The sequence below is a fragment of the Bacillus sp. AFS040349 genome, from assembly GCF_002577655.1.
Lineage (GTDB): Bacteria > Bacillota > Bacilli > Bacillales > Bacillaceae > Metabacillus.
Genome location: NZ_NUMC01000017.1, coordinates 69,145 through 92,727 on the forward strand (window position 1 = coordinate 69,145; position 23,583 = coordinate 92,727).

The following is a 23,583-nucleotide window of genomic DNA, read 5'->3' on the forward strand; positions in this document are numbered from 1 at the left end:
AATTCATCTAGGAAAAGAACTCCAAGATGAGCTAATGACGCCGTGAGGACGAGTGGATAAAAATACGCAAAATATAGATTGATATTTTCTATACCTTCTATATGAATTACGTCGTACTTTAACACTAAACCTCATATATGGTGCTTTTGCAGAAACGATAAATCCCTCCTCTCTCTTTAATTACAAAATAAATAGCCCATCACCTTTAACTTATGTGATGAGCTATCATTACCTTGTTTATATTCTTACTAATTCAGCTTTTCGTATAAACCCGGAAGCATACCGAGAAGTGTGGTTATGATACCTAGTAACGTAAGAGAATTAGCTATTTCAGATGCACTATATATCGACGAGTCATAGCCAGAGATATTAAAAAATATTAAAAATAAAAATGAAAGTAAAATAAAGAAGTAGATTGAAAGTATAGTAATTCTTAAAGTTATTTGTTTAAAGTTTTGTTTAAACCATTCTTGAAATTTCTTTTCTCCAAACAATTCTTTCTTATTAGCAGAAAATGCAAGACCTAAACAAATCAAAGCAAATATTATTGGTAATAGAAATGCTAATAAGATACCAAGCCAACTAGATCCAACCCAAGTAGTAATCAGATCAACTACAAATACTACAGATAAAAGCGCCACAAAGATAATTATATTAAAAATAATAAAAGCATTATCATATTTATTTGTTTCTTTTTTCAAATGCCAGACTAACCCACCTAAAATCATTGTTAGTATAAACAGAAATATTAAATTAAGATTCATATTAATCCCCTTTTCCTAAACCGTGAAATACTGTCACCTATTTACTCTTTGATACTTAATTGTACCTTTTTCTTTAATTCTGCTTTTAAAGTTTTTACATAAAATTCAAGGAAATCCTTTATTGGATATTTAACAAGTTTATCATTTTGAGTAAAGGAGACTCCAGAACTCTTCATATAGCCGATAATTTTCTCCAACGATACAACAAGGGTATCACTTGTTTGATTTTCGTTTATCCACTTTAAGATCACCTTTCTCCAATACTGCGTATCTCCACTAATGTAAAGTTCTCCTGGAATAGGTTGAGACAACAGCAAATCTCGAACCTTCTCTTTTCTCCTCTTCTCTATTTTATCTTCTGTACTTTCATAGTTTGCTACAGTAGAATTCTGTTGATAAGTGTAGTTGCTATAACCGTTATGTCTTATAGAGCCGCGGTCCCAACCATCCGGATGAACCTCGATTGGCCTTAAAGCCGCTCTTCTCATCGTTTCTTGCATTTGTCTTTCGATTTCTTCATCTTCTAGCTCTTTGGCTTTTTGTCTTTGTTTTTGCCATTCCACTTCTCGAGCCCTTAATCGTGCCCTTTGCTTTTCTTCCTCTAGTTTAACTCTTTCTTCCTCTGCTCTGATTCTTTCTTGTTCTTCTCTCAACCTTTGTTGTTCTAACTCAAATTGTTGTTTCCTTTCAGTTAGTTCCTTTAGAAAACCATTTCTCCTCTCATCCTCATTTTCCTTTGAAAGTACAAAATGATTTTGATCGGCATTCACTGACAACGCTCGTGCCAGGGGTACTTCAGAAGATGATAGTTTATAAAAAGTTATATTCCGATCATGTTGTGATATGGGGACGAACCGAAAGATTGTACATAACCGATTAAATACGTCTACATAAGCAATATTTCTAGTGTTAAATTCGTCTGCGCTTGATCCTGTATCTTTCCTAAAAAAGTCTAATAAATCACCTTGTAAATTTCCCTCTAGAAATGTATCCCACAGACTATCTTCATGAGTTTTACTAGTTACATAAGTTTCAGCAGTAAGTAAGGTTCCTTTATTTGTCTCTTCTAAAAAAGAGAGCCAACTATAGTCCACAAATGAAAAGGGCTTAAAACCTTCTTCTTTATAGGTTTTCATTCGTTTGGACAAATGACGAGCATAGCTACCTGAAGTTAACCCCTGATCGATTGCAGTAAAATAATCAATCGCCCATCGTTCACCAGAGTTCGGAAACTTAATGATAAAATCCGGAATAAATGATAGTTTCATTTTGTAATGATACCCTCGATCAATCTCAACGTCGTAGGGTTTCATCTCACCTTCTAATATCTCTTTAAAGATGGTGAGACCAATATCTTTCTTAGATTTAACCTCATGCTTAGAAACATGTTTATCATACGTTGTGGTATTTTCTGAGTAAGAACATTCACTTTCATCATTATGGCGAAAATAAAACGGTCTTCCCTCGTCTTTGGTTAAATTCATATTTACTGGTTTGTTACAGCATAAACAAGTAAACGCACTCTTCTTCGAAAAAACTCGATAATTATCTTCGAACCAACGCTTTACTTCAGGCCGTGTTAAGTTTTGTTGTTCTAGCTCTCTTCTTTTCAGTTCTATGTTAAAGACGGAATTATGTAGGTAGGCCGAATCCAAGCAATACACATCCCTTCTAATCTAATATTTTCTAAGACTATTATATCATTATGTGAAATTATGGAAATGTAATATTCAGAAAAATCAACCTTTAAATGATCATTGAATACTAGGTTTGTAGTTTTTTTGGTAGTTAGCCTTTATAATTAGGATATTAGTTATAAATGGGAGCGATTCATTTTGGTAAAAGGGAAAACAACTAACGGGTTAATGCGCCACCTTAGAGATAAGCATGCCATAGAAATTAGCGGTAGCAAACAGAAAAAAGATTTATTAAATATCGGTTATTATCATGGATATAAAGGATATCGTTTTATCGGACAGGCAAACCACCAAATTCCCTATACCAACTTTGATGAGGTTGTTGGGGTGTATGAGTTTGATACAAACCTTAAAACACTCTTGTATCCAAGAATTATGTTCATTGAAACAGCGATTAAGAACTATACACTTAATACCTTAATTGGAATAGGGCCGGTGGACTTCGATTTTGTTTTTTCACACCTATTAAATGATTATAAGAAAGAAAATACAGGTAATAGTAAGTATAGGGATAAAATGAAGAAACGGCTTGAATTACGGAACAAAATCAACCAACAGATTAGTTACAACTATTCTGAACAAAAGGCCGTGATTTCACACTTCTTCCATAAGAATGAACCGATTCCACTGTGGGCTATATTTGAGGTCATTAATCTAGGAGAATTTGGATTCTTCCTACAGTGTTTAAATCAAAACACTCGAATAGCTATTGCTGAAGATTTAAATATGCACACTACAAATCATAATCAGAATGGAAGAATAGTGGAAGATATTATATTCCTTATTAAAGAGCTTCGTAATGCAGTAGCTCATAACTCTGTAGTCTTTGATTGCAGGTTTAAAAAGACGAATCCGCCTTCTAGGCTGAAGGAATACTTACAAAGTGAAACAGGAATCAACAACATCACTTTTGACACCATTGTTGATTATTTTATCGTTGTAATCTTCCTACTGAAAAAGCTCGGTGTTACCAAAACCGAGTTAAAACAGATTGTCAGGAAGTTCTACGCTGAATCTGAAAAGCTAAGAAGTACAGTACCGATACCTGTTCACACCTCTATTATGGGTTCTGATTTTAGAAATAAGGTGAATAATTTAACAAGCTACATATAGGCTTGTACTTTACGAATAGGATAAACTGTAGTATCATATTATATAACTAATAGCGGTGTATAGCTTCGGCTTACACTTAAGGGGACTGGATGCGTCTGGTCCTCTTTTAATTTTGTCCGGAATCGACAACAACAAAAAGGTCCCCCAAGCGGCTGCATCAGCCAACTCAGTGGGTTTCTCAAATAGTTCTTGAAGATGTAAAGTTGTCATTTTACTCGATAATGAAATACCTCTCTGGTTCCGCCCTTTTCCGGTGCTTTGAATCTTTCCATTTTTCCCTGCTTCATTAATGGTCTCAAAATAACTTGGAAGGTGTGCGTATTATAACTGTCCATCCTCTCATTCATACAATATACAATCTCTTTAACTGCTTTTGGCAGCAGCTCCTCTACCTCAGGCCCTTTGAGTAACGCCTCATGTTTCCCCTTCGTTTTCAGCTTCTTTTGCTTACTTTTTCGAAGCACAGGGACGGTTCCCGTGCTTCTTGCAACCTCCTACACCTTAAACAAAAGATTAGGAGAAACACCCAAAATCCTTGCTGCTTGTCTCAGGGAGAGTCCTTCAATATTCTTTACCTTTCTTAAAATTTGATTTCTTTGTTCACTAGGCAAGCTCTTTACTTGTGGTACTTCATAGCTCGCAAGGCATTTTTTAATTTCGATTCTTGCTTCTTCATCTGTTAGTCTTCTCTTAATGTCGTCGTAGTCCTCTAGACATTTATCTGTATTTTGTAGCTCATTAAACTCTTTAAATCTCGATTGTGCAATTGAACAATTAGGTGAAAACATACGTAGAATATAGTTACATTCGAGTAAATCAGTAGGGTATACATTCTCTCCATAATAACCAAGGCAGCTACTCCACTTCCATTTCTCGGGACCTGTAACGATACCTGCTTTTACCGGATTTTGATGAATGTATCTTGTGACCGTGATCAAATATTCTTGTGTCTCTACATTTTCACTTTTGAATCGATCTTGAAAAAGGTGACCATTCGTATGGTATTTCCAGTTGTAATAGCTAGCATAGCTTACACCGATTCGCTTCATGACCAGAGATATCTCTTCATTGCCTTCTTTTACAAGCAAATGAACATGATTATCCATCAAGCACCAGGCATATACTTTCATAGCTGTCCTTATTTTGTATCTTTTCAAGGTTTCAAGAAATTTAATTTTGTCATCATCGTCGTGAAAGATTTCCTGCCTATTTGCTCCTCTATTAATGATATGATAAACACCTGTACTACTTTTCAATCTAGCACTACGAGGCAAACGATCGACCACCTTTCAATTAATTAATAACACTTAAAATTGATTATCGATATAATGGTTTATTCGCTTCTCCTGTCAAGGAAAAATGAGTAGGTGGTGCTAATTTTCTCAAAAACATCGCTTCCTTTAGATCTTCATCAGATATCAAGACTTCTCCCTTTATGTCCGCAATTGTTCTCGCTAAACGAATGATTTTTATTTGGACTCGATTACTTAGACCCTGTTTACTAGAAACTTGTTGTAAATCGTATTGTTGCTTCGGTGTCAGGGGGCTGCTTTGAATCAATTGTTCAAAGGGAACCGTACCATTACAAATTTCCTTCCCATATCGGTTGTACTGGTTTTCTCTTGCTGAGGCTACGCGTTTTTTTATGTCTTCAGAAGAATCAATTCCTTTAAAATCATGTCCTTTAAGGTTCACTGCTTGTAAGGTTAGGAGAATATCAAAGCGATCTAAGATAGGACCAGACACCCGATTTTTGTAGGCTTTTATCTGCTTTTCTGAACAGGTACAATAGTGATCATTTGAGCCGAAGTATCCACATGGACATGGATTCATTGCAGCGATAAAAATAAAGTTTGCAGGGTACGTTACAGTTGAATGAACTCGACTTATCGTCACCGTTTTACTTTCTAAGGGTTGCCTGAGCATATCTAATGTTTTTTTGGAGAATTCCCCTAATTCATCTAGGAAAAGAACGCCGCGATGAGCTAATGAAACTTCTCCAGGCTTTGGGTATGTTCCACCACCTATAATGGAAACGGATGATGCAGAATGATGAGGATGACGATAAGGAGGTTCAGATGGAGAATGATAGGAGGCACCTGCAATTTGATAGAGGCTAACTTTTTCAAGTTGGCCTTCTTCTGATAATTGGGGGATGATAGACTGAAAGGTTTCGGCTAATAAACTCTTCCCACATCCAGGAGGACCTTCCATTAATACATAGTGCTCCCCACTTGCAGCTATTTCTAATGCTCGTTTTGCATATTCGTGTCCAATAACTTGATTAAAATCGCGCAATATAGGCTGGCTCTCTTTTAACGTTTTTTGAGGTTGGATAAACGGTAGGAGTTGTTGACCACGTAATACATCTATGACATCTTGCAGTGTTTCAATGTATACAAGCTCTAGTCCTGTTATTTCTATATTAGGGATTGTAGGGTCATAGGGGAGAAAAAGTTTACGTAGCTGTAATTTCTTAGCGGCGAGAATGGCTGCCAGCATCCCTTCAACTGGAAGAACTGATCCATCTAAGGATAATGCTCCAATAAAGCCTGAATCCTTTGGAATACTTTCTTTCAAAAAGTTACCGCTTTTTAACACACCCACTGCTATCGCAAGATCAAACAACGGACCATTTTTCTTCTGCTCAGCTGGTGATAGATTAATCGTTACCTTCATATCAACTAACGAAAAACCCAAACTATGAAGAGCTGCAGCAACACGTTCCTTCGATTCCTTTACCGATGCATCTGGTAATCCTACTATGATCATCGTTTCGAGTCCTTCCTTTACCTGCACTTCGACTTGAATACGATACCCCTCAAGCCCTTTCAAACCAATACTAGTTACTTTTGAAGACATGACAATTCCCTCCAGTATGTAAAATAACTTGCTTGATTCACAATAATGTATAGTTATTCTAATGAGGTATGAATTTGATATTGTTTACATTAACAATAGAAATAAAAGTTAGATCAGTAGATTTGATTTTTAACATGATAAATTTAATGTTAAAACATGATGCTACATTATTCTCCAATTCTACATTCGCTAATTTAATTGGATGATTACTTGCGATAACAGATTAGGATATTTCTAGTTAAGTAGTTTTATTGTTTGAAGAAGAGTATAAAGCAGTAGTTTTAGAAGAGTTAGCCTTATTTGCGAGGTAAATAAAATAAGGCTCTTTTACAAATCCATCATATATTAGTTTCCCATTTTTTTCAACAATTCTAAATTGAATTTCAGGAAACTTTTATTCAATTTTTTGGAGGAAGCGCGAGAACCGTCCCCGTGCTTCTCTTCTTTTGTTCCTCTAATTATTTTTTAACATTTCATTCGATAAAAGTCAGGGTGTAGTATTGCCCGTCTCCTTAAATCATAAAACAAATTGTTCATGAATTAAAAGAAGCACGAGAACCGTCCCCGTGCTTCTGGTATATCTTTTGTAACAACGCAATTTGCACCGATCCTAACATCATTTCCTATTTTGACACTTCCTACAATAACAGCATTTGCTCCTATAATACAGTTATCACCGATGATAGCGGCTGTTTCGTTTTTACCTTCTGTTATAGTTACCCTTTGTAGTATAGTACAATTCCTTCCGATTTTTGCGAAATGAGAAATAATTATCCCGTTTAAACCATGATACAAAATAGGTGGTTCTGAAAAAAAAGCACCCTTTCCCATATCTGTACCCAAAGATGCGTTATTAAAGGCATCCATCTTTTTTATTCTTAATAGATAATAATATCTGATTAGTTTAGGAACCTTTGAATTTGGATTTACAACTTCTGCTCGCATTTTCCAATACTTTTTGTGATTATAATGTTGTATTTGGTTTAACACAAAGCGGACAACTGGATTATCTAAATTAACGTTAATCTCACTTTCCCCCTTAAAATATCTATAGATCTATTCTAACAAGTGATAAAAATACTTTACTGCTGCTTAATGCCCATAACTAGTAAAGCTACACAAGTATATGGTCCCATATTGCCAACTCTGCCTGAAATTAGTATGTTCATTTTTCATAATCAACTAGAATCAAATAATAACTACTAAACGAATTGCTACTTACAATAAATTATATTAAATACTATAATTACTCAACACCTATATACCTTAAGAACAATCTCTTGTACCCTTAGTTGGTTCTTACCTTCCTAATCTTTCTAATTATTTTATTAGATATCTTCACTATTATATTTTTAGGGCCTAGTTCAACAATGGATTTGATATAATAAAGTCTATTATATCGCTTTATATATCTTTCCATATGATTAATAAAGTAATTCAAATCACCTAATTCTACTGCTTTTTTAAAGCTTAAATGACTTTGCTTAGAAATCTCCATTCGTAAGTCTTGAATCATTTTTCTAAGAAAAGGAATATTGTTAGATGCTGGTATTCTTTTTTCTGGACGCCACTGTCCCATTTGATCTTTTTTATATAACCTATATCCAAGCTCCTCCCGTGTGTGTTGAAAATGACTTGCTTGGGATTTTACAATAGTTTCCGCACTTATGTTATCTAGTTTTACTTTTTTAGTTCTAATACCTTCTTCAAGAATATTTGCTATTAATTCATTACGAACGAGAATAACGTTGTTTCCTTCACTATCTGAAGTATATTCTGGTAACCAAGCGTCCCCTAGTGTAACATCTGCAGTTTCATTCATTACATCATCAGTAAAATCTGAGGCATTACTCTTAAAAAAGCCCTGTCCCCAATTATGTCCTAATAATTCACCCATCTTTTTAACAATAGTAATCTCCTTGCCATTAACAGTACCTGTCAATTCTACACCATAACTATTTGAAGGTTCGTTAGGAACTTTTTTTCTAAAATCAATAAATTTTAAATCTCCGGGTTTTATTCCTACCTGCCAGGCCAAACACTCAGCAAACTTTGCACTTTTTTGATGACCACAGATGAGACCTACTGTAAATTTGATTCTTTCCTTAATAATTGGATCTTGTTCAGATAAGAGTCTGATTGCCATTATAAAACTTGGGATTCCTATTATAGCGTATCTACCAGGGACTTCCTTCAATTTGTTAATTACTTGTGAAAATTCTACAGGATAGTATTTTGTTTTTGCTCCTTCCTGTATCTCTTCAATTGTTCTAGATATATCGTATTTAAAAAGTACTGAATCTTCCTTGTCTTTATTTTCCTTAACATGTATTACTCCATCAATCAGCTTTCTTTCAAGTAATTCTTTGAAAATCCATGTACCAAATCCACCTGAGCTTGCATTTTTACGGTAGTTACCTTCTACTACATGGCCAGCATAGAGCTCTTTATAGTATCCTATTCTTTTATCATATTTAATGCCGGGAATCTCTGCATACAGTTTTCTGCTAATTTCATCTTCATTAGGGCTTGTTTTTGAATTAGGACTTACCGATAACATTGATATTTTATTTTCTTGTTGTTCTTCAATTTCGGATACTATTTTAATGTTTGGTCTATATTCGCCAAATTCATTTAATTCCATTTTTACCTTTTTGTTTACTACTGCACATGCCCCAGTCCCATAAGTGTAATCGTTTTTAACTATAGTATCGATATATTCTTTTAGATCACTCATATTTTTCAAAACACCTGCTTAAATTAAATTTTATATTAACTAACAAAACATGGATAATCATTATTGTTTGAAAAGTTATCAGTTTTTGCTCTTTACTTTCCTTATATATAATGTATTCCTAGCAAATCTTTTAAAAGATAATAATAATTCCTTCTCATACTTATTAAAGCCAAAAAACCACATTAATATAGAATAAACAAAAGAAAATAGTACAATCTTATAAATAAAAGTCATAAGTCTATCTTGTGGTAGTAGAAGATTTAGCATATACCCTGCAATTAATGAAATTAACACTGGTATGGTTATTAATAGTATATTTCTCCAGAAAAGTGGAATATTTATTTTAATTCTACGGTAATAATATATATTCATAACAAAAGCATTTCCAATGAGATATGATAGTCCCGTACCAACCGCCACTCCGATACCCCCATACAATTTGGCCAAAGGTACAGAAATAATTACATTAACAATGGCAATCATTATTAAGACAACTGAGCGAAATCCCTGTAAATTTTTTGCTTGTAAAATAGAAAGACCAAGATTTTGTATTAATGGTATAGTAATTGGAACCATAATAATAAGTGACATATAATAAGCGTCTCTGTAACTCTCACCAGCCCAAAATTCTATAAAGGGGCGTCCGTATAATATAAAACCACATATTATATAAGCCATAATAATATACTGAATCCTACCGAATTTTATCATCATATTTGTTAATTCTTCATTGCTAGCCTTTTTAGCAATCATCATCGAAATCCTTGGTAAAAACAGACCACTTAAAGCTGTAGAAAATTGCAAATATAGCCTAATAAATTGAATTGCTATAGCAAACACAGCAACTGCTACTGTTCCCGAAACTGCCCCTAAGATTATTTGTCCAGTATTCCAATTAACTTGGTCAACCACTATTCCAAGAAAGATAAAAAAGGAATAAGCTAGTATTTCTTTTAGTAATTGATAATCCAACTTGCCAAGATTAATCTTTATTCTAATATATTTAAAGCAGTAAAAAACATTAAACAATAACATAGTAATATTTAATAATGCCGTTACTAGAACCATCATAATCGATCCATACCCCATAAATAAAAAAGGTAAAGTTATTAACGGGTTCATTATTGAACGAATTATTCCTACCAACTTTACAGCAATAAACTTTTCATACGCTTGCATGATGGATCCGAAGACTGACAATGGAAAAGAAAGCGCAAAGTTAATGATTAAGATTATGATCATGACTTTAGCTTTTTCTAATTCTACATAAGTTAGACTGCTTCCAAATACATTTTCAACCGTGTTATAAAGCATCACTCCAATTAGAATGGTTAAAACCCCGATGATAGAATACAAAAACAAGAACATACCATTCAGCCTTGCTTCTGATTCTTTATCACCTATTGCTCGATTTCTTGCAACATAGCGTACGATGGCATTTCCTAAACCTAAGTCCATAATGCTTAAATAAGCAGAAACAGAGCCAATCATGGCGTACAAACCGTACTCTGATTGGCCCAAGAGTCTAATCATAATTGGCGTATATAATAGAGCTATAATAAATGTAATAAAGATAGATAAATAGGATAATATCGCACCTGCTTTAAGCTGATTTACTTTCAAACAAGTTCCTTCTTTCCAGTACTCTTAATCTAATTTTTAGTTAAAGTAGCAATCTCGTATAATGCTTTATTTATTGTTTCAATTGCAGACATATTAGTCTTCTTCATCTTTTCTTGAATCCCATTATATTCACTTTCAATTTTCTCCAATAAAAACTTTAATTTTTCTCTCATCTCCTCGTAGTTTAAATATCTAACATCTATAATGTATTCGTCAAGTCCATACCTCGCCCCAATAATCCCCCAATATTTAGTACTATAAGATAATGCTATTGCAGGGATTTCACACTGTATTGAAGAAACGATGGGATGCATCCGACTAGATATTGTAAATAATGATTTTTGAATATATTGCCTAACCTCATATGGGTACATCTCATTATTCTCTACAATCACTCTATTGCTATACCTGTTTTTAATTTTATTAAAAAGTTCGTTTGTAATTTTCCTATCATCGACAGGTTCTGGTTTTAACACATGTGCTAGTAGTACTAACTTTTTATCTGGATATTTTTCCATAATTTCATCAATCATAAACAAGTTAAAATCTATCCAATCATTTCTGCTCCCATCTTTTGAGTATCTATAAATTAACTCACTAGGACAATATGTGATATACTCTTTGGTCTTTTCTATTTCTTCTTGTTTAGAGAGAGGAAGCAAAGCTAAATCATCCATAATATTGATATTCCCTATGCCTAACTTTTTTAGATAATCATTGGTTAAGGGGTCTCTCGGATATATTCTATCTAAGTTACTTAAAAGGTGCTTCATCAAGTTCTTTCTAAAGGATATATATGGCCCCATAGTTTGTCCAAGCATTACAACTTTCAATCCATTGTTTTTTAAGATATTAAACTTGATTGCATTTAAAACAGGTCCCTTCCACCCGTAATCCTCGGTAAAATCGTCACCGCCTAAAACCACTAATAAATCAATTTCGCTTGCAAAGTCAGATAAGACTTTCTTTAACCCGAAATATGCAAATAAATAATCGTTTCTATTTAAATTTTTTTTGAACAAAGAATCCATTGGTACAGAATAAACATCTTTTACTCCTGTCGCCTTAACTAATCTATCAATATTTTTTTCATCTAAAGTTTCAACATAGTATTGATTATTTTTTCCGGTTACTTTATTAAAATAGCTAATAAAATTCTCACCCATCATCATGGAACCATAATTAAATGTATTAGAGCAGTTGCTTATATATATATTCATAATTATCTCCTTAAAAAGCAATTTATATAGAATAAAGTTGTTTAATAAACCAACAAGTGACGACCATTTGAAAGGTATTGTAACCGTCCTTTTTAACTAAACTGTATATATCTGTATTGAAATACAAACAAGTACAATATACTGAGTAGCGATATTGATATAATTAATAAAACTAAAATAGACTTTGTTAGCTTCTTATTTTTAGATGTTTGCCTCCATGTAATCGCAGCATGATTTACTTCCGATGTATATGGGTAAATATTTTTTGATATTAGCATGATATAAATCGGTGATAAAAAAATTAAAAAATTTACAAATCTAACGAATATGTGATAATTTGTTATCGAACCTATTGTGAATGCAATAATTAATGCTGAAAACCTTGTGATACCTTTCAGCTCTTTTATACTTTTATTTACATTCATAAAGTATAAAAATGTTATCATTATAGTTATCAGTATAAGGTACTTGGAGATAGCTGGGATAATAGGATAATAGTCCAAAGTAGAATATCCCTCTATTTGCATTATTAATAATTTAAATAGTTTAATATCTGTCAAGGAATCCAACATATTAATTATCATAAAAGATCCGAATGACCACGCAATTAGGACTATATTTATTATCTTTCCTGTAAATTTATTATAAAGATATAACAATAACCTAAATAATACCAGGACAACAGTACTTGAATGGAAAAAACAAAGCAATATATATATTAGCCAACAAAATAAGCTATTTTTCTTTTCAACTAAATCTATATAAAGAAAATATGCAAATACTGAAAATGCAAGCATATTTCTTATACCGCTCAGCAACCCAAGATAATTAAATGTACCCACAAAAAATAGCATTGCTAAAAGCATGCCTAGTTTACTGACATTATATCTTATTCCTAATTTATAAATTGTTTTAAATGTTAAAGCATAGGTAATAAAAACTGTAATTGCAGGTAAAAAACCATTATATTGCAGGAAACTTATTAAATAAAAATATATACGGAATATTGGTAATGAATCATAGTAATTATGATTGGAAACTACCTCTATGCCACTTATACGGATGGCTTCTAACACTTGATAATGTTTATACAAATCCATAGTATTATTAGGAACTACAAAAAAACCGATAATAGCAAGGATAAAGCTTATTAAAAGAAAATAATAGTTTAGTTTCTCTCTTGGGAATATAAAGGATGTAATTAAGAAAAAAAAGGAAGCAATTAATAATGCGAACATTTAAATCTCCTACCTCGATACTAACAGTTTATAAAAGCCAGCTAATATGGATTTGCTTTTTTGCTTTAATAAAAAATATAGAATTTTACTTTTCAAGTCTGTATTACCACTACTATAGTTAACATAATTTTCTTTAAAATATCTAACAAGGAATTCTGGCTCCCACTCTTGAATCTTTTTCTTTATATTTTTAATTGTTTGAGTTGCTGCCAACTCAGAAATACAATGATGTAATGTCGAATAAGAATATTCAAATAATAAATGTGAAGACATCACTTCTGACATTTTGATATTGTTAAAGAAATTTGAAAGATATAACATCATGTCATTGTATAGATAAAATCTATTTTCCCTATAAATTGTTGCTAATGTATTTGTTTCAATTATATAATGATACCCACAATTGCTAGAAACATGTACAGATGAAATTGCTTCGAAATATCTGCAATAAAAATATTGATCTTCAAAAAGATTAATATCTTTATCAAAATAGATACTATTTTGTGTCACTATCTCTCTTTTAATAAGTTTATTCCAAGAGTACCCAAATAAATTTTTTTTAAATAACTCATATGCAGCATCAGAGATATTATGGTAAGTTTTTTCTTGAGAACAAACCTTTTCTATAGTTCCCCTATTTTCTTTGGTAAAACCTGAAACCACAATATCTGAATTACTTAATATCATACTATTTACCATTTTTTCAACATAATCTATATCAATAAAGTCATCTGAATCTATAAACATCAAATATTTACCTGTACTAATAGAAATTCCCAAATTCCGCGTATCAGATGGACCTGAATTGTCTTTATTGAGCAGAAATAGACGTTTATCATTTTGTATAAAAGACTCACATAATTCCTTACTTTTATCTGTGGAGCCATCATTAATTAATATAACTTCCAAATTTTTATAAGTTTGGTTACAAATACTTTTTAAGCACATATTTAAGCTAGACTCTGCATTATATACAGGAATAATAATACTTACCTTTTCCATCAACTATGACCCTTTCAAAATTAACATTATTCTGGTTGAAAACAGTAAACTTTTTATATGCTTTTTCCTTAACAAATAAAGGAATATCCTATCTCTAAAACTATATACATTCAACTTTTCTAAATTGTTTTTTACTCTTGTATTTATTAATATTACTTCAACCAATGAGTATTTTTTCTTCAACGATGTCTCTCTACCATTTACAATATGAATTATTGAATCTTTAATAACTTTAAAGACCTCATAACTATGTCTATAACCATTTTTTTTATTAGAAAAACCGTTGTGTTTACTTATAAAGCTTTCAATAATGTTGAAATTTTCCATCATTATACTAAAATATTTATCAAATACTCTTCTTGAAGATTGCGAAGGGTATTGTATATAGTGATATAAGGGCTGGTTAATAATGATTATTTTTTTAGAATGTTTAAGATAGAGTAGATTAAAATATCCATCCTCACCCATAGGAATATTTATAGGGAATCTTAAACTATTTTTTTTTATTATAGAAGATTTATAAATTTTATTCCAAAGTGGATTTATTACACCCTTATCATAATACTCCCAAAAGTCTTTAGCAATGTCCTCCACATTAAGAGTTTGCGTCTTATTTGACTTGATTGATAGGATATTTTCATTCATATTTGTAGAAAAATTTAGATCATGTATAGCATAACCACAAATAACCATATCAATTTCACTGTTTATTGATTTATACATTTTTTCTACCATGTTATTTTCTAAAAAATCATCTGAATCAATAAACACCAAGTATTCTCCAGTCGCAATTTCAATTCCTACGTTTCTCGCATTAGATACACCTTTATTTTCTTGATTTATAACCCTTATTCGTTTATCTTTCTCTTCAAATTCTTGACATATACTTAAACTTTTATCTGTAGAGCCATCATTAATTAAGATTAACTCTATATTAGTATAACTTTGACTTAAAATACTTTTTAAACAAGAAGGTAAAAATTCCTCGCTATTAAATACAGGAACAATAATTGATATTAGTCCTTTCATGTTTTTCCTACTTTCAATTATTAATATTTATTTTATAGGGTCATTTCAAACTTTTTAATAGCTTGTCCTTTTCCCATATAGTAATTTACCAAACTAATTATCTATAATTTGACTAAACTGTTCCAAGGAGTTTTTATTGGTATAGCTTTGTGCTTTTAAGAAATCTTTACATTTAGTGATTAGATCGGGATTATCCAATATCTTTTTAATTTCTTTATATAAATCTCTTTCGTTATTGTTACATACAAAGCCTTCTTTATTTTCTTTAATCATTTCCTTGGCTGATATTGTATTCGTCGTTATTACTGGCAAACTGAGACACTTGGATTCATCAATAACCATCGGTGCGGCTTCATGGAAAGATGGTAGTAGAAAGATATCAGCTGATATCATATATTTATAAGGATTGTCCTGGTTCCCATGTAAGATAATATTCTCTTCTAATGAGTGGGTTTTTATTAATCTCTCTATTTCAGCTCTTTGAGGTCCATCACCTATAAGGTGCCATTTTATTCTATAATTTTCAGCCAAAAGCTTTTTGATGATATAAATTGTTCTTATAATACCCTTTTCAGGACTTAATCGGGCAACTGTAACTATATTGAAAAAATTCGAAGGATAAACTATAGGAGATTCATTTGCTATTTTAACTATCGATTTATAGTTGTGGAAATTCCTAACATAGACTGTTCTTGTTATTAATTCTGGAATAGCTCTAGCAAGATTCTCACGACACCCATTAGATACTGTTGCAACTACATCAAATTTCTTATATATCTCTTTATTCTTTTTGGTATTGCCACCATAGCTTAAATAATCGCAATGAACAAATGCGATCCTTTTTTTAGCTTCTGTTCTATCAAGGACAAATTCATTACAACCTCCGTAAAACAATTTATCATTAGAACTATGCAGATAAGAAATAGCGATATCAAAATCCTTTAATTTTTTCTGGGTTAAAACTAGGAATTTAAAGGGATAATAATTATTGAACACTTTTGTCCATAAGACTAATAAACTGCGCAAAAAATAATGTAACAGTCCTTCTTTTAAAGATTGTTTTTGTGATATTCCTAGTAATTTAAGAAATGGATTTGCTTCAATAACTTTTACTTGATGTGGAATACTTTTTTTATATTCACCAGTATTACTAAATAAAAATAATGTAACTTCATATTTGTCTTTAATCTCATTCAATAAGTTAACTAAGGACTTCTGAACACCCCCAGTAACTAGGTTGTTATTAACAATTACAATTTTCTTTCTGTTTGTCATTTAGTTTCTCCCAATATAAAAATTCTGTTTAATTTATATCTGATCTAAAGTACACTTTTAAATAAAAATAATTCCCCGCTAAAATCCATATTTCTAATTATATATCTAGTTATAGACCTCATTATTCTTTAGCTAACCTAACTCCCTTTTGCATTAATGCAAGTATTTTCAGTAATGACTTTTCTTTATAAAAAGACTTATGGTGTCTTAATGCATCTTGGAGACATAATAAATATGCCCAGCGTTTTGATAAACAGTAGTAAAAAACAGCCTTATCAATAAAGTATTTTTCATTATACCCTTCAAACCATGAAGATTTTTCTTGATTCACTCTCCCAATTACTGTTGGGTCTGTATATACTTTCAACCCCTTTTTTATACACTCAGCCAAAAAAAGACTGTCTTCCCCTGCACTATACCTTGCTCCACCGCCAAATAATAAAGAAAAATAAACATTAGCTTGTTTGATTTTTGTAGTTCTAACAGCAATACTCACTGCTCCATATTTTAAACAATTATAGAACCTCACCCTACCTTTACTTTTAATAAAGTGTAGCGGTCTGTCTGGATTAGTGCTGGGTACATTAAAGACTATAATATCTGCCTTCGGATTGTTTTTAAATGCATCAATTATAAGCATTTTATAATTATCGACGTACACTACATCATCATCAGCAAATAAAGCTATATCAGCTGTAGCTCTCATAAGTGCATTATTTCTACTAAGACCAATTCCTCTTTCCGCATAGGAGAATAGTTTTATGTCATGTCCTTCATAATCACAACTTAAAGAACTGTTTTTATTAGTTTGATTAATAATAATAGCATTTGACTGAATGTTCATTTTCTGTAATATACTAAGGTCGTTTTGGTGCATAGTTGATACTAAAACTTGTAAATCCATAAATCCCCCTCTATTCAATTTCTTTTTTTATTAATATTAGTAGTATTACAGTAGTTCACTATTTTAAATTGATACAAAAATCAATCGCACCAAATGATATCACGCATTTAACTAATTATAAATAGACATATTTGTAACACCTAATATTTTTTAAAACAATAAATAGCTGATTAATATAGTAATTCTTTTATACTATCTATAATTTGTGTATAAGTTTTTTTTCTATCAAACATATTTTCTGCAAGTTTCCTAGCATTCCGTCCCATCTGTTCTCGTTGCTGAATATTCATACTATAGATCTTTTCTATAGCTTCTGATAAACTAATTGGGTTTTCTGGTTCAAAATTCAGCCCAAAATTATATTTATTAAGTAATTCTAAAAGCTCTTTGTTTAAACTTCCATTTAGCATCCGTCTACCAGAAGATAAATAATCTCCTACTTTATTAGTTATACTTGCTGGAGATTTTTTTATTATTGCATTAATAACTGCATCTGAACTTTTTAAATAATACCACATTGTAGGCTGGTCAACCCAGCCAGTAAAAAGTGCATTGCTTCCAATCTTATTGGCATATGCTTTAAATTCATTCTCTAAAGGTCCACTCCCTATGATAATAGGTCTAACATTTATTCCTTTATCGTTTGCTATTTTTGCTCCCTCAATAAACGTGTAAATATCATAACTATGTCCAAGTGAACCGATATAGGCAATCCAAAATTCATCAACCTGCTTTTCAAACACATTTGTTGAATAAGTTTCAGATTTACCAGTCAGGAGATTTAAATCTGTACCAATATATATATACTTATTTATTAAGCTCTTTTCATTTTTCCTTTTCGCAATTTCTAAATAGGTTTTAGATACTGCAATAATACCGTCCGCCAAAGAATACACCCTATTTGCCATATATTGTAGAGGAGAAAATAATATTTTACTTATAACAGGGATATCCAGGATTAAATCATACATAACCTCAGGCCATACATCTTGAACATCTATTACAAAAGGAATGGATTTCTTTTGAGCGTATTTTCCAGCCACAAGTGCGCTATCCAATCCAGGAACGCATGCATAAATCAAATCAAAATCATCATTCGTTCTATCCAAGTAGTTTTTTAGACTTCTAGTAAATGACCACATACTGTATACTCGTCTAAAACTAATGTTTTTATAATATCCAAATTCATCTAAAAGAACTATACTATATGGAGCACTATTAAATTCCCCTTTAACGGTTCTAAATGTCCTATCTAACTCTCTGAATTTACTTGTAACTACTGTGACTTTATAGCCTTCTTTTGCTAACATTTCACAGATTAACTTAAATCTACTTCTGTTATTACCTTTTTCCCCCGGCAGTTGTGTAAACTGAGCAACTACAAGAACCCTTTTCAAATTTCGTCACCTCCCTAAATATAGTTAGTCTATAAATTCCACAAATGATAAACTTGGTGACACCCTACCTGTTTACAGCCAACTTTATGGTAAAAGTTTATTGCACCCAAGTTTCGTACTTGGGTACCAACCTTAATCTCTTTAATGCCTTGTTGATGTGCTTCATATTCTACAGCCTTAAATAGGTTAGTGCCAATGCCACCTTTAGTATCTTTTTGCGACACAGCAATTAGCTCAATTACACATGTACTATCTGCATATGAAAATAATAAAAAACCAATTATATTGCTCATTTCATCTTTGGATAATGCATAAAACTTATCAGTCTTTCCAAAAGAATTAATAAGCCATTGTTGATAGACCTGATCCCCACCTCGTTTTGCTAATTCAGGGTCCTCTGTAAATTTTGAGAACTGGAAATCTGCTATTCCAATGACTTGATCATTCTTTTCTAGTGCTTGGTGTATTGTTACGTCTTTTGGTCTTTCATCTAAACCTAATATTTTTTTCTCAAATTGTATATTTATATCTGCCAAAAAAGCTGAGGTATCTTTCCCAATTAACTGTGCATTTACGGGTTCAGAATTCATATTCATGATTGATATAAACTGATAATTTTTAAACCTAGTCTTTAATTCAATCCATTCGTTTAATGTAAGAGGTTTATGCAGAGTAGATTTAGCACTAGCAACACCAAAAAAGTCTGTATCCCACTTTAATTCTTTAAAGGTCACTACATCTTCTATGATTTTCATAAGAAATCCCCCTACATTCCTATACCTGTATTTTTATTTGAATTAGTATTCTTTTCAGTAACAAAAACATCTTCACGTTTCAAAACTGATATAGCTGTTTTGAAAAATATCTTAATATCGAGCCACCAAGAAAGATGATCAATATAGTAAATATCATTTTGAATTCTTTCTTTCCAAGGCACAGTGTTTCTAAAGTAGGCTTGATTATATCCCGTAACACCAGGTCTGATTTCAAGCTTTCTTTCCTCATTACCTTCATATAATTCACGATGTTCTGGTAAGTCAGGTCTAGGACCGATAATACTCATATCACCCTTAATAATGTTTAACAACTGTGGTGTTTCATCAAGGCTCGTTTTACGGATAAACTTTCCGATCTTGGTTAATCTTGGATCATCTTCTGCATTAAAAGTTGATCCATCATCATTCCTTAGGTCAGGAGCATTTATTTTCATGGAGCGGAATTTATACATTTTAAATATTTTTCCATCCTTACCGAGCCGGGGCGCGTTATAAAAAATTGACCCTTTATCTTGAAAGTAAATAATTGGCCCTATGATCAGTAGAATAATAAACCAAAATGGCAGGGCTACTAAAGCTAAAATAAAATCAAATACTCTTTTAAAGAAGTTCTTATACATCTTGTAACCCACCTTAAACATCACTTAGTACTTTTTTAAAATTCTCAACCACATATTTTACATCCTCATCACTCAATAGAGTATGAAGCGGAAGTGTGACTTCATTTACATATTGCTTATAAGCATTTGGATAATCTTGAATATCAAACCCTAAATTCTTATAAGCCGTAAACATTGGTAATGGCTTATAATGGACGTTACATGCAACACCAGCTTCAGCCATTTTAATAATAATTTTATTTCTCTGTTCTTCACTAATACCGGGTATTCTTACTAAATAAAGATGACCAGAGGAAGCAAAATCCTCACAATAATGCAGCAAGCATTGAATACCTAATGGTAAAAGTGCTCGATCATACATCTCAATAATTCCCCTACGTCTTTCCAACAAACCTTGGTACCTATTAAGCTGTATTAATCCAAAACCAGCCATAATGTCAGTCATATTGCACTTATATGCTGGGTAAACAATGTCATATTCCCATGCACCTTTTTGTGTTTTGGCAAGTGCATCTTTTGATTGGCCATGAAGGCTATACAACATGAACTGTTTATATAGCCATACATCATCTAAACCATTGTCATTTCTCCAAACAACCGCTCCACCTTCAGCAGTTGTAAGATTCTTTACAGCATGAAAAGAGAAGCAAGTAAAATCAGCAACTTGCCCACATTTCAATCCTTTTCTCTCAGCACCAAAGGCATGAGCAGCATCCGTCATAACTATTACTCTATTAAATAACCACTGAATTTCATTGTTAGGCTTAAACAGACCTTTCTTACTTTCTACTATTTCATATATAGTATCGTAATCACACATCTTCCCTGCTATATCAACAGGAATGATTGCCTTAGTCTTTTCTGTAATTGCATCAGCTAGTTTTGAATAATCCATTTCAAAAGAATCCGGAGCTGTATCAACAAGTACTATTTTCGCTCCTACATGTTCTATAATTGAAGCAGATGCCGTATAGGTATAAGCTGAAGTAATGACCTCGTCACCTGGCCCTATTCCTAATATGCGAAGAGTAAGCTCCATAGCAGCTGTTGCTGAATTTAAACAAACTGCTTTATTTACACCTACATATTCAGCAATTCTTTTTTCAAATTCTTTAGTTCTAGGTCCCGTTGTAATCCAACCAGATTTCATTGCCTTTATAACTTCTTCAATCTCCGCATCTGTTACATCTGGTGGAGAGAAAGGTATATTTCTTAATTCAGTATCAATCATTTTATTTTCCTCGCTTTATTTAAGTTTTATATTTAAAGGCATATGAGTTGTATTTAGTTTGCTAGGACTTAATTGGAATCTATGAATCTTTCTTTCCAACCAACTACTAACCTACTAAAAAATCATCTATAATAGATAGCCACCTCGTAATATCTATTCAATCTACCAAACAAATACGAAATAGATAATCACTCTATAATCACTTCAAACCGAGTTTCTTCCTATTATATATACCATTCAATCAATCTATAAATCTCACTAAAAACGCCTCAAACCCTTATCTCGCAAGGTTTCTAGCACTCAATCTAACTACGATACTCAGTTCCTTAACTCCATTCAATGTTTTTCCATATTTTAGGTTTCTGAAAACCCCGTCAAATCAACGTTTTGCAATTTCAAAACACCTGATTTTAGCCATTTTATCTTTATATACTAACAAAATGATACTATGTTATATAGATAAAATCCATATATTGTATATTTTCTTGATTTTTCACTGAATTAAACACAATATGTTGTGGTCATCTATCGACCATTCTGACTTCCCCCTAACCACCCAATCATAAAAAGGGAACACTATCACCACTATCTCCACTCCCACTAGAATGAACACTACAACGAATCTCCCCACCAACATAAACAAACTCACCATGCTCAGGACAATCAACTTCCCGATACTGCCGTATATACTCCATAAAAATAACATCTGAATGTTCTAAACCACTTATTGTTAAATGAGTTTTATATTTACTTTCCAACTCAACCCTATTTCTCTCACAAACATCTTCTTTAGTTTTCTCTATAAGCCCAATGACACCAGGCACCGCAATCGCAGTCAATATCCCCAATATAACAACTACTGCTAACACTTCAATTAAAGTCAAACCTCGACTATCAAACATATTTTGATTTTTTCCTCTATCAACCCACATACTAATCCCCCACAACTTAATAAAAAATCTATGCACTCTTAAGCTGTAGTATTAATCATGTGTGCAACCTAAACTTTTCTACTAACCAATAAAACTTTAACACTGTATAAATTTGTGCAAATTTCTTCTTTAAAATAATCGGGCATCCAACCCACCCTCACACCACACCACCGACAACAAAGTGTCTAAGGCATTCAAGCCCACAGCATAGCCGAGTACCTCCATTGATAAAGGTAAGGAGGCATCACCTATTGAGTATTTTATTTACTTCAATACTGACATCTTCTCAACCACACTCTTCAAATACTCTGCCACATCACTCTTCAAATCTTCTCTACCCAACGCATACTCCACAGTCGCCTTAATAAAGCCAAACTTATCGCCAACATCATATCGCTGACCACTAAACTCACAAGCCATCACATATTGTTGCTCATTTAACCTCTTAATCGCATCCGTCAACTGAATCTCTCCACCAGCACCTGCTTCTTGACTGTCAAGAATCGTAAAGATCCCCGGTGTTAGCACATAGCGGCCCATAATGGCATAATTAGATGGCGCCTCACTAACACTCGGCTTTTCAACAAGATCATTAACAGCAAAGACATTCCCCATGTTTTCGTTCTTATCAAACGAAACAACCCCATACTTTGAAACATCCTGCTCTGGAACCTGTTGAACACCAATAACCGATGCATCGTGCTCTTCATAAGCATCAATTAACTGCTTTAAACAAGGATACTCAGGAGAATGAACAACATCATCACCAAGCAATACCGCAAAAGGTTCGTTCCCAACAAAACGACTAGCACACGCTATTGCATGCCCTAACCCTAGCGGCTCTTTTTGACGAATATAGTGAATATTAGCTAACTTTGAAATTCCTTGTATGTCTTCAAGCTGATCATATTTTCCCTTTTTCGCAAGAGTTTCTTCAAGCTCATATGATTTATCAAAATGATCCTCAATCGCTCGCTTTCCACGACCTGTCACAATAATGATATCTTCAATCCCCGACTGAACAGCCTCTTCAATAATATATTGAATAGTTGGCTTATCAACTATTGGCAGCATTTCTTTTGGTTGTGCCTTCGTCGCTGGTAAGAACCTTGTCCCTAATCCAGCTGCAGGAATAATCGCTTTTCTTACCTTTTGCATCTCCA

20 protein-coding genes are annotated in these 23,583 nt (G+C 32.5%); 1 reads left to right on the top strand and 19 read right to left on the bottom strand.

The annotated features are described in order from the left end of the window. Window positions 1–248: 248 nt before the first annotated feature. Both COD11_RS05005 and COD11_RS05010 read right to left on the bottom strand, forming a co-directional pair. The gene (locus COD11_RS05005; RefSeq protein WP_098795669.1) at window positions 249–764 is read right to left on the bottom strand and encodes a hypothetical protein; all 516 of its coding nucleotides are present in this window, start codon (window positions 762–764) and stop codon (window positions 249–251) included. A gap of 41 nt (window positions 765–805) precedes the next feature. Further along, window positions 806–2,419, bottom strand: a complete 1,614-nt coding sequence (locus COD11_RS05010) for a lipase chaperone (protein ID WP_098795670.1) — start codon at window positions 2,417–2,419, stop codon at window positions 806–808. Window positions 2,420–2,599: 180 nt separating this feature from the next. Here COD11_RS05010 and COD11_RS05015 point away from each other — a divergent pair, with 180 nt between their 5' ends. Beyond that, window positions 2,600–3,574: an Abi family protein gene (locus COD11_RS05015; protein WP_098795671.1), complete on the top strand. Its 975-nt coding sequence runs from the start codon at window positions 2,600–2,602 to the stop codon at window positions 3,572–3,574. A 494-nt stretch (window positions 3,575–4,068) separates the two neighbouring features. Here the strand turns inward: COD11_RS05015 and COD11_RS05025 are convergent, their stop codons facing one another. The 17 genes from COD11_RS05025 to galU all read right to left on the bottom strand — a co-directional run bounded on the left by COD11_RS05025 (window position 4,069) and on the right by galU (window position 23,578). Next, window positions 4,069–4,848 carry a transposase gene (locus COD11_RS05025; RefSeq protein ID WP_098795673.1) on the bottom strand — a complete coding sequence of 260 codons (780 nt, stop codon included), beginning with the start codon at window positions 4,846–4,848 and terminating at the stop codon, window positions 4,069–4,071. 43 nt (window positions 4,849–4,891) lie between these two features. Then, on the bottom strand, window positions 4,892–6,436 hold the full coding sequence (locus COD11_RS05030; protein ID WP_098795674.1) for a YifB family Mg chelatase-like AAA ATPase: 1,545 nt from the start codon (window positions 6,434–6,436) through the stop codon (window positions 4,892–4,894). A 540-nt stretch (window positions 6,437–6,976) separates the two neighbouring features. Beyond that, window positions 6,977–7,381: a DapH/DapD/GlmU-related protein gene (locus tag COD11_RS05035; protein ID WP_098795675.1), complete on the bottom strand. Its 405-nt coding sequence runs from the start codon at window positions 7,379–7,381 to the stop codon at window positions 6,977–6,979. Between the two features lie 343 nt (window positions 7,382–7,724). Further along, window positions 7,725–9,173 (bottom strand): Coenzyme F420 hydrogenase/dehydrogenase, beta subunit C-terminal domain, encoded by a 1,449-nt coding sequence (locus COD11_RS05040; protein ID WP_098795676.1) that lies wholly within the window; start codon window positions 9,171–9,173, stop codon window positions 7,725–7,727. 78 nt (window positions 9,174–9,251) lie between these two features. Next, the gene (locus COD11_RS05045; RefSeq protein WP_098795677.1) at window positions 9,252–10,796 is read right to left on the bottom strand and encodes an oligosaccharide flippase family protein; all 1,545 of its coding nucleotides are present in this window, start codon (window positions 10,794–10,796) and stop codon (window positions 9,252–9,254) included. A gap of 29 nt (window positions 10,797–10,825) precedes the next feature. Continuing rightward, window positions 10,826–12,016 carry a polysaccharide pyruvyl transferase family protein gene (locus tag COD11_RS05050; RefSeq protein WP_098795678.1) on the bottom strand — a complete coding sequence of 397 codons (1,191 nt, stop codon included), beginning with the start codon at window positions 12,014–12,016 and terminating at the stop codon, window positions 10,826–10,828. A gap of 92 nt (window positions 12,017–12,108) precedes the next feature. Next, window positions 12,109–13,254: an EpsG family protein gene (locus tag COD11_RS05055; RefSeq protein ID WP_098795679.1), complete on the bottom strand. Its 1,146-nt coding sequence runs from the start codon at window positions 13,252–13,254 to the stop codon at window positions 12,109–12,111. Between the two features lie 9 nt (window positions 13,255–13,263). Then, window positions 13,264–14,256, bottom strand: a complete 993-nt coding sequence (locus COD11_RS05060; RefSeq protein WP_098795680.1) for a glycosyltransferase family A protein — start codon at window positions 14,254–14,256, stop codon at window positions 13,264–13,266. Window positions 14,257–14,259: 3 nt separating this feature from the next. After that, on the bottom strand, window positions 14,260–15,285 hold the full coding sequence (locus tag COD11_RS05065; protein WP_098795681.1) for a glycosyltransferase family 2 protein: 1,026 nt from the start codon (window positions 15,283–15,285) through the stop codon (window positions 14,260–14,262). Window positions 15,286–15,378: 93 nt separating this feature from the next. Further along, complete coding sequence (locus COD11_RS05070) at window positions 15,379–16,560, bottom strand: glycosyltransferase (protein WP_098795682.1); 1,182 nt, start codon at window positions 16,558–16,560, stop codon at window positions 15,379–15,381. A 121-nt stretch (window positions 16,561–16,681) separates the two neighbouring features. Continuing rightward, window positions 16,682–17,464, bottom strand: a complete 783-nt coding sequence (locus COD11_RS05075) for a glycosyltransferase family A protein (RefSeq protein ID WP_098795683.1) — start codon at window positions 17,462–17,464, stop codon at window positions 16,682–16,684. 170 nt (window positions 17,465–17,634) lie between these two features. Further along, a complete protein-coding gene (locus COD11_RS05080; protein ID WP_098795684.1) occupies window positions 17,635–18,861 on the bottom strand; it encodes a glycosyltransferase family 4 protein in 1,227 nt (408 codons plus the stop codon). Between the two features lie 29 nt (window positions 18,862–18,890). Further along, entirely contained in the window at window positions 18,891–19,616 is a 726-nt protein-coding gene (locus COD11_RS05085) for a GNAT family N-acetyltransferase (protein WP_098795685.1), read from the bottom strand. 11 nt (window positions 19,617–19,627) lie between these two features. After that, window positions 19,628–20,257 (bottom strand): sugar transferase, encoded by a 630-nt coding sequence (locus COD11_RS05090; RefSeq protein WP_098795686.1) that lies wholly within the window; start codon window positions 20,255–20,257, stop codon window positions 19,628–19,630. A gap of 13 nt (window positions 20,258–20,270) precedes the next feature. Beyond that, the gene (locus tag COD11_RS05095) at window positions 20,271–21,488 is read right to left on the bottom strand and encodes a DegT/DnrJ/EryC1/StrS family aminotransferase (RefSeq protein WP_098795687.1); all 1,218 of its coding nucleotides are present in this window, start codon (window positions 21,486–21,488) and stop codon (window positions 20,271–20,273) included. 560 nt (window positions 21,489–22,048) lie between these two features. Continuing rightward, window positions 22,049–22,420, bottom strand: coding sequence for a prepilin-type N-terminal cleavage/methylation domain-containing protein (locus COD11_RS05100; protein WP_098795688.1), 372 nt, complete (start codon window positions 22,418–22,420; stop codon window positions 22,049–22,051). Window positions 22,421–22,684: 264 nt separating this feature from the next. Beyond that, a complete protein-coding gene (gene galU, locus COD11_RS05105; protein WP_098795689.1) occupies window positions 22,685–23,578 on the bottom strand; it encodes a UTP--glucose-1-phosphate uridylyltransferase GalU in 894 nt (297 codons plus the stop codon). Between the last annotated feature and the right edge of the window lie 5 nt (window positions 23,579–23,583).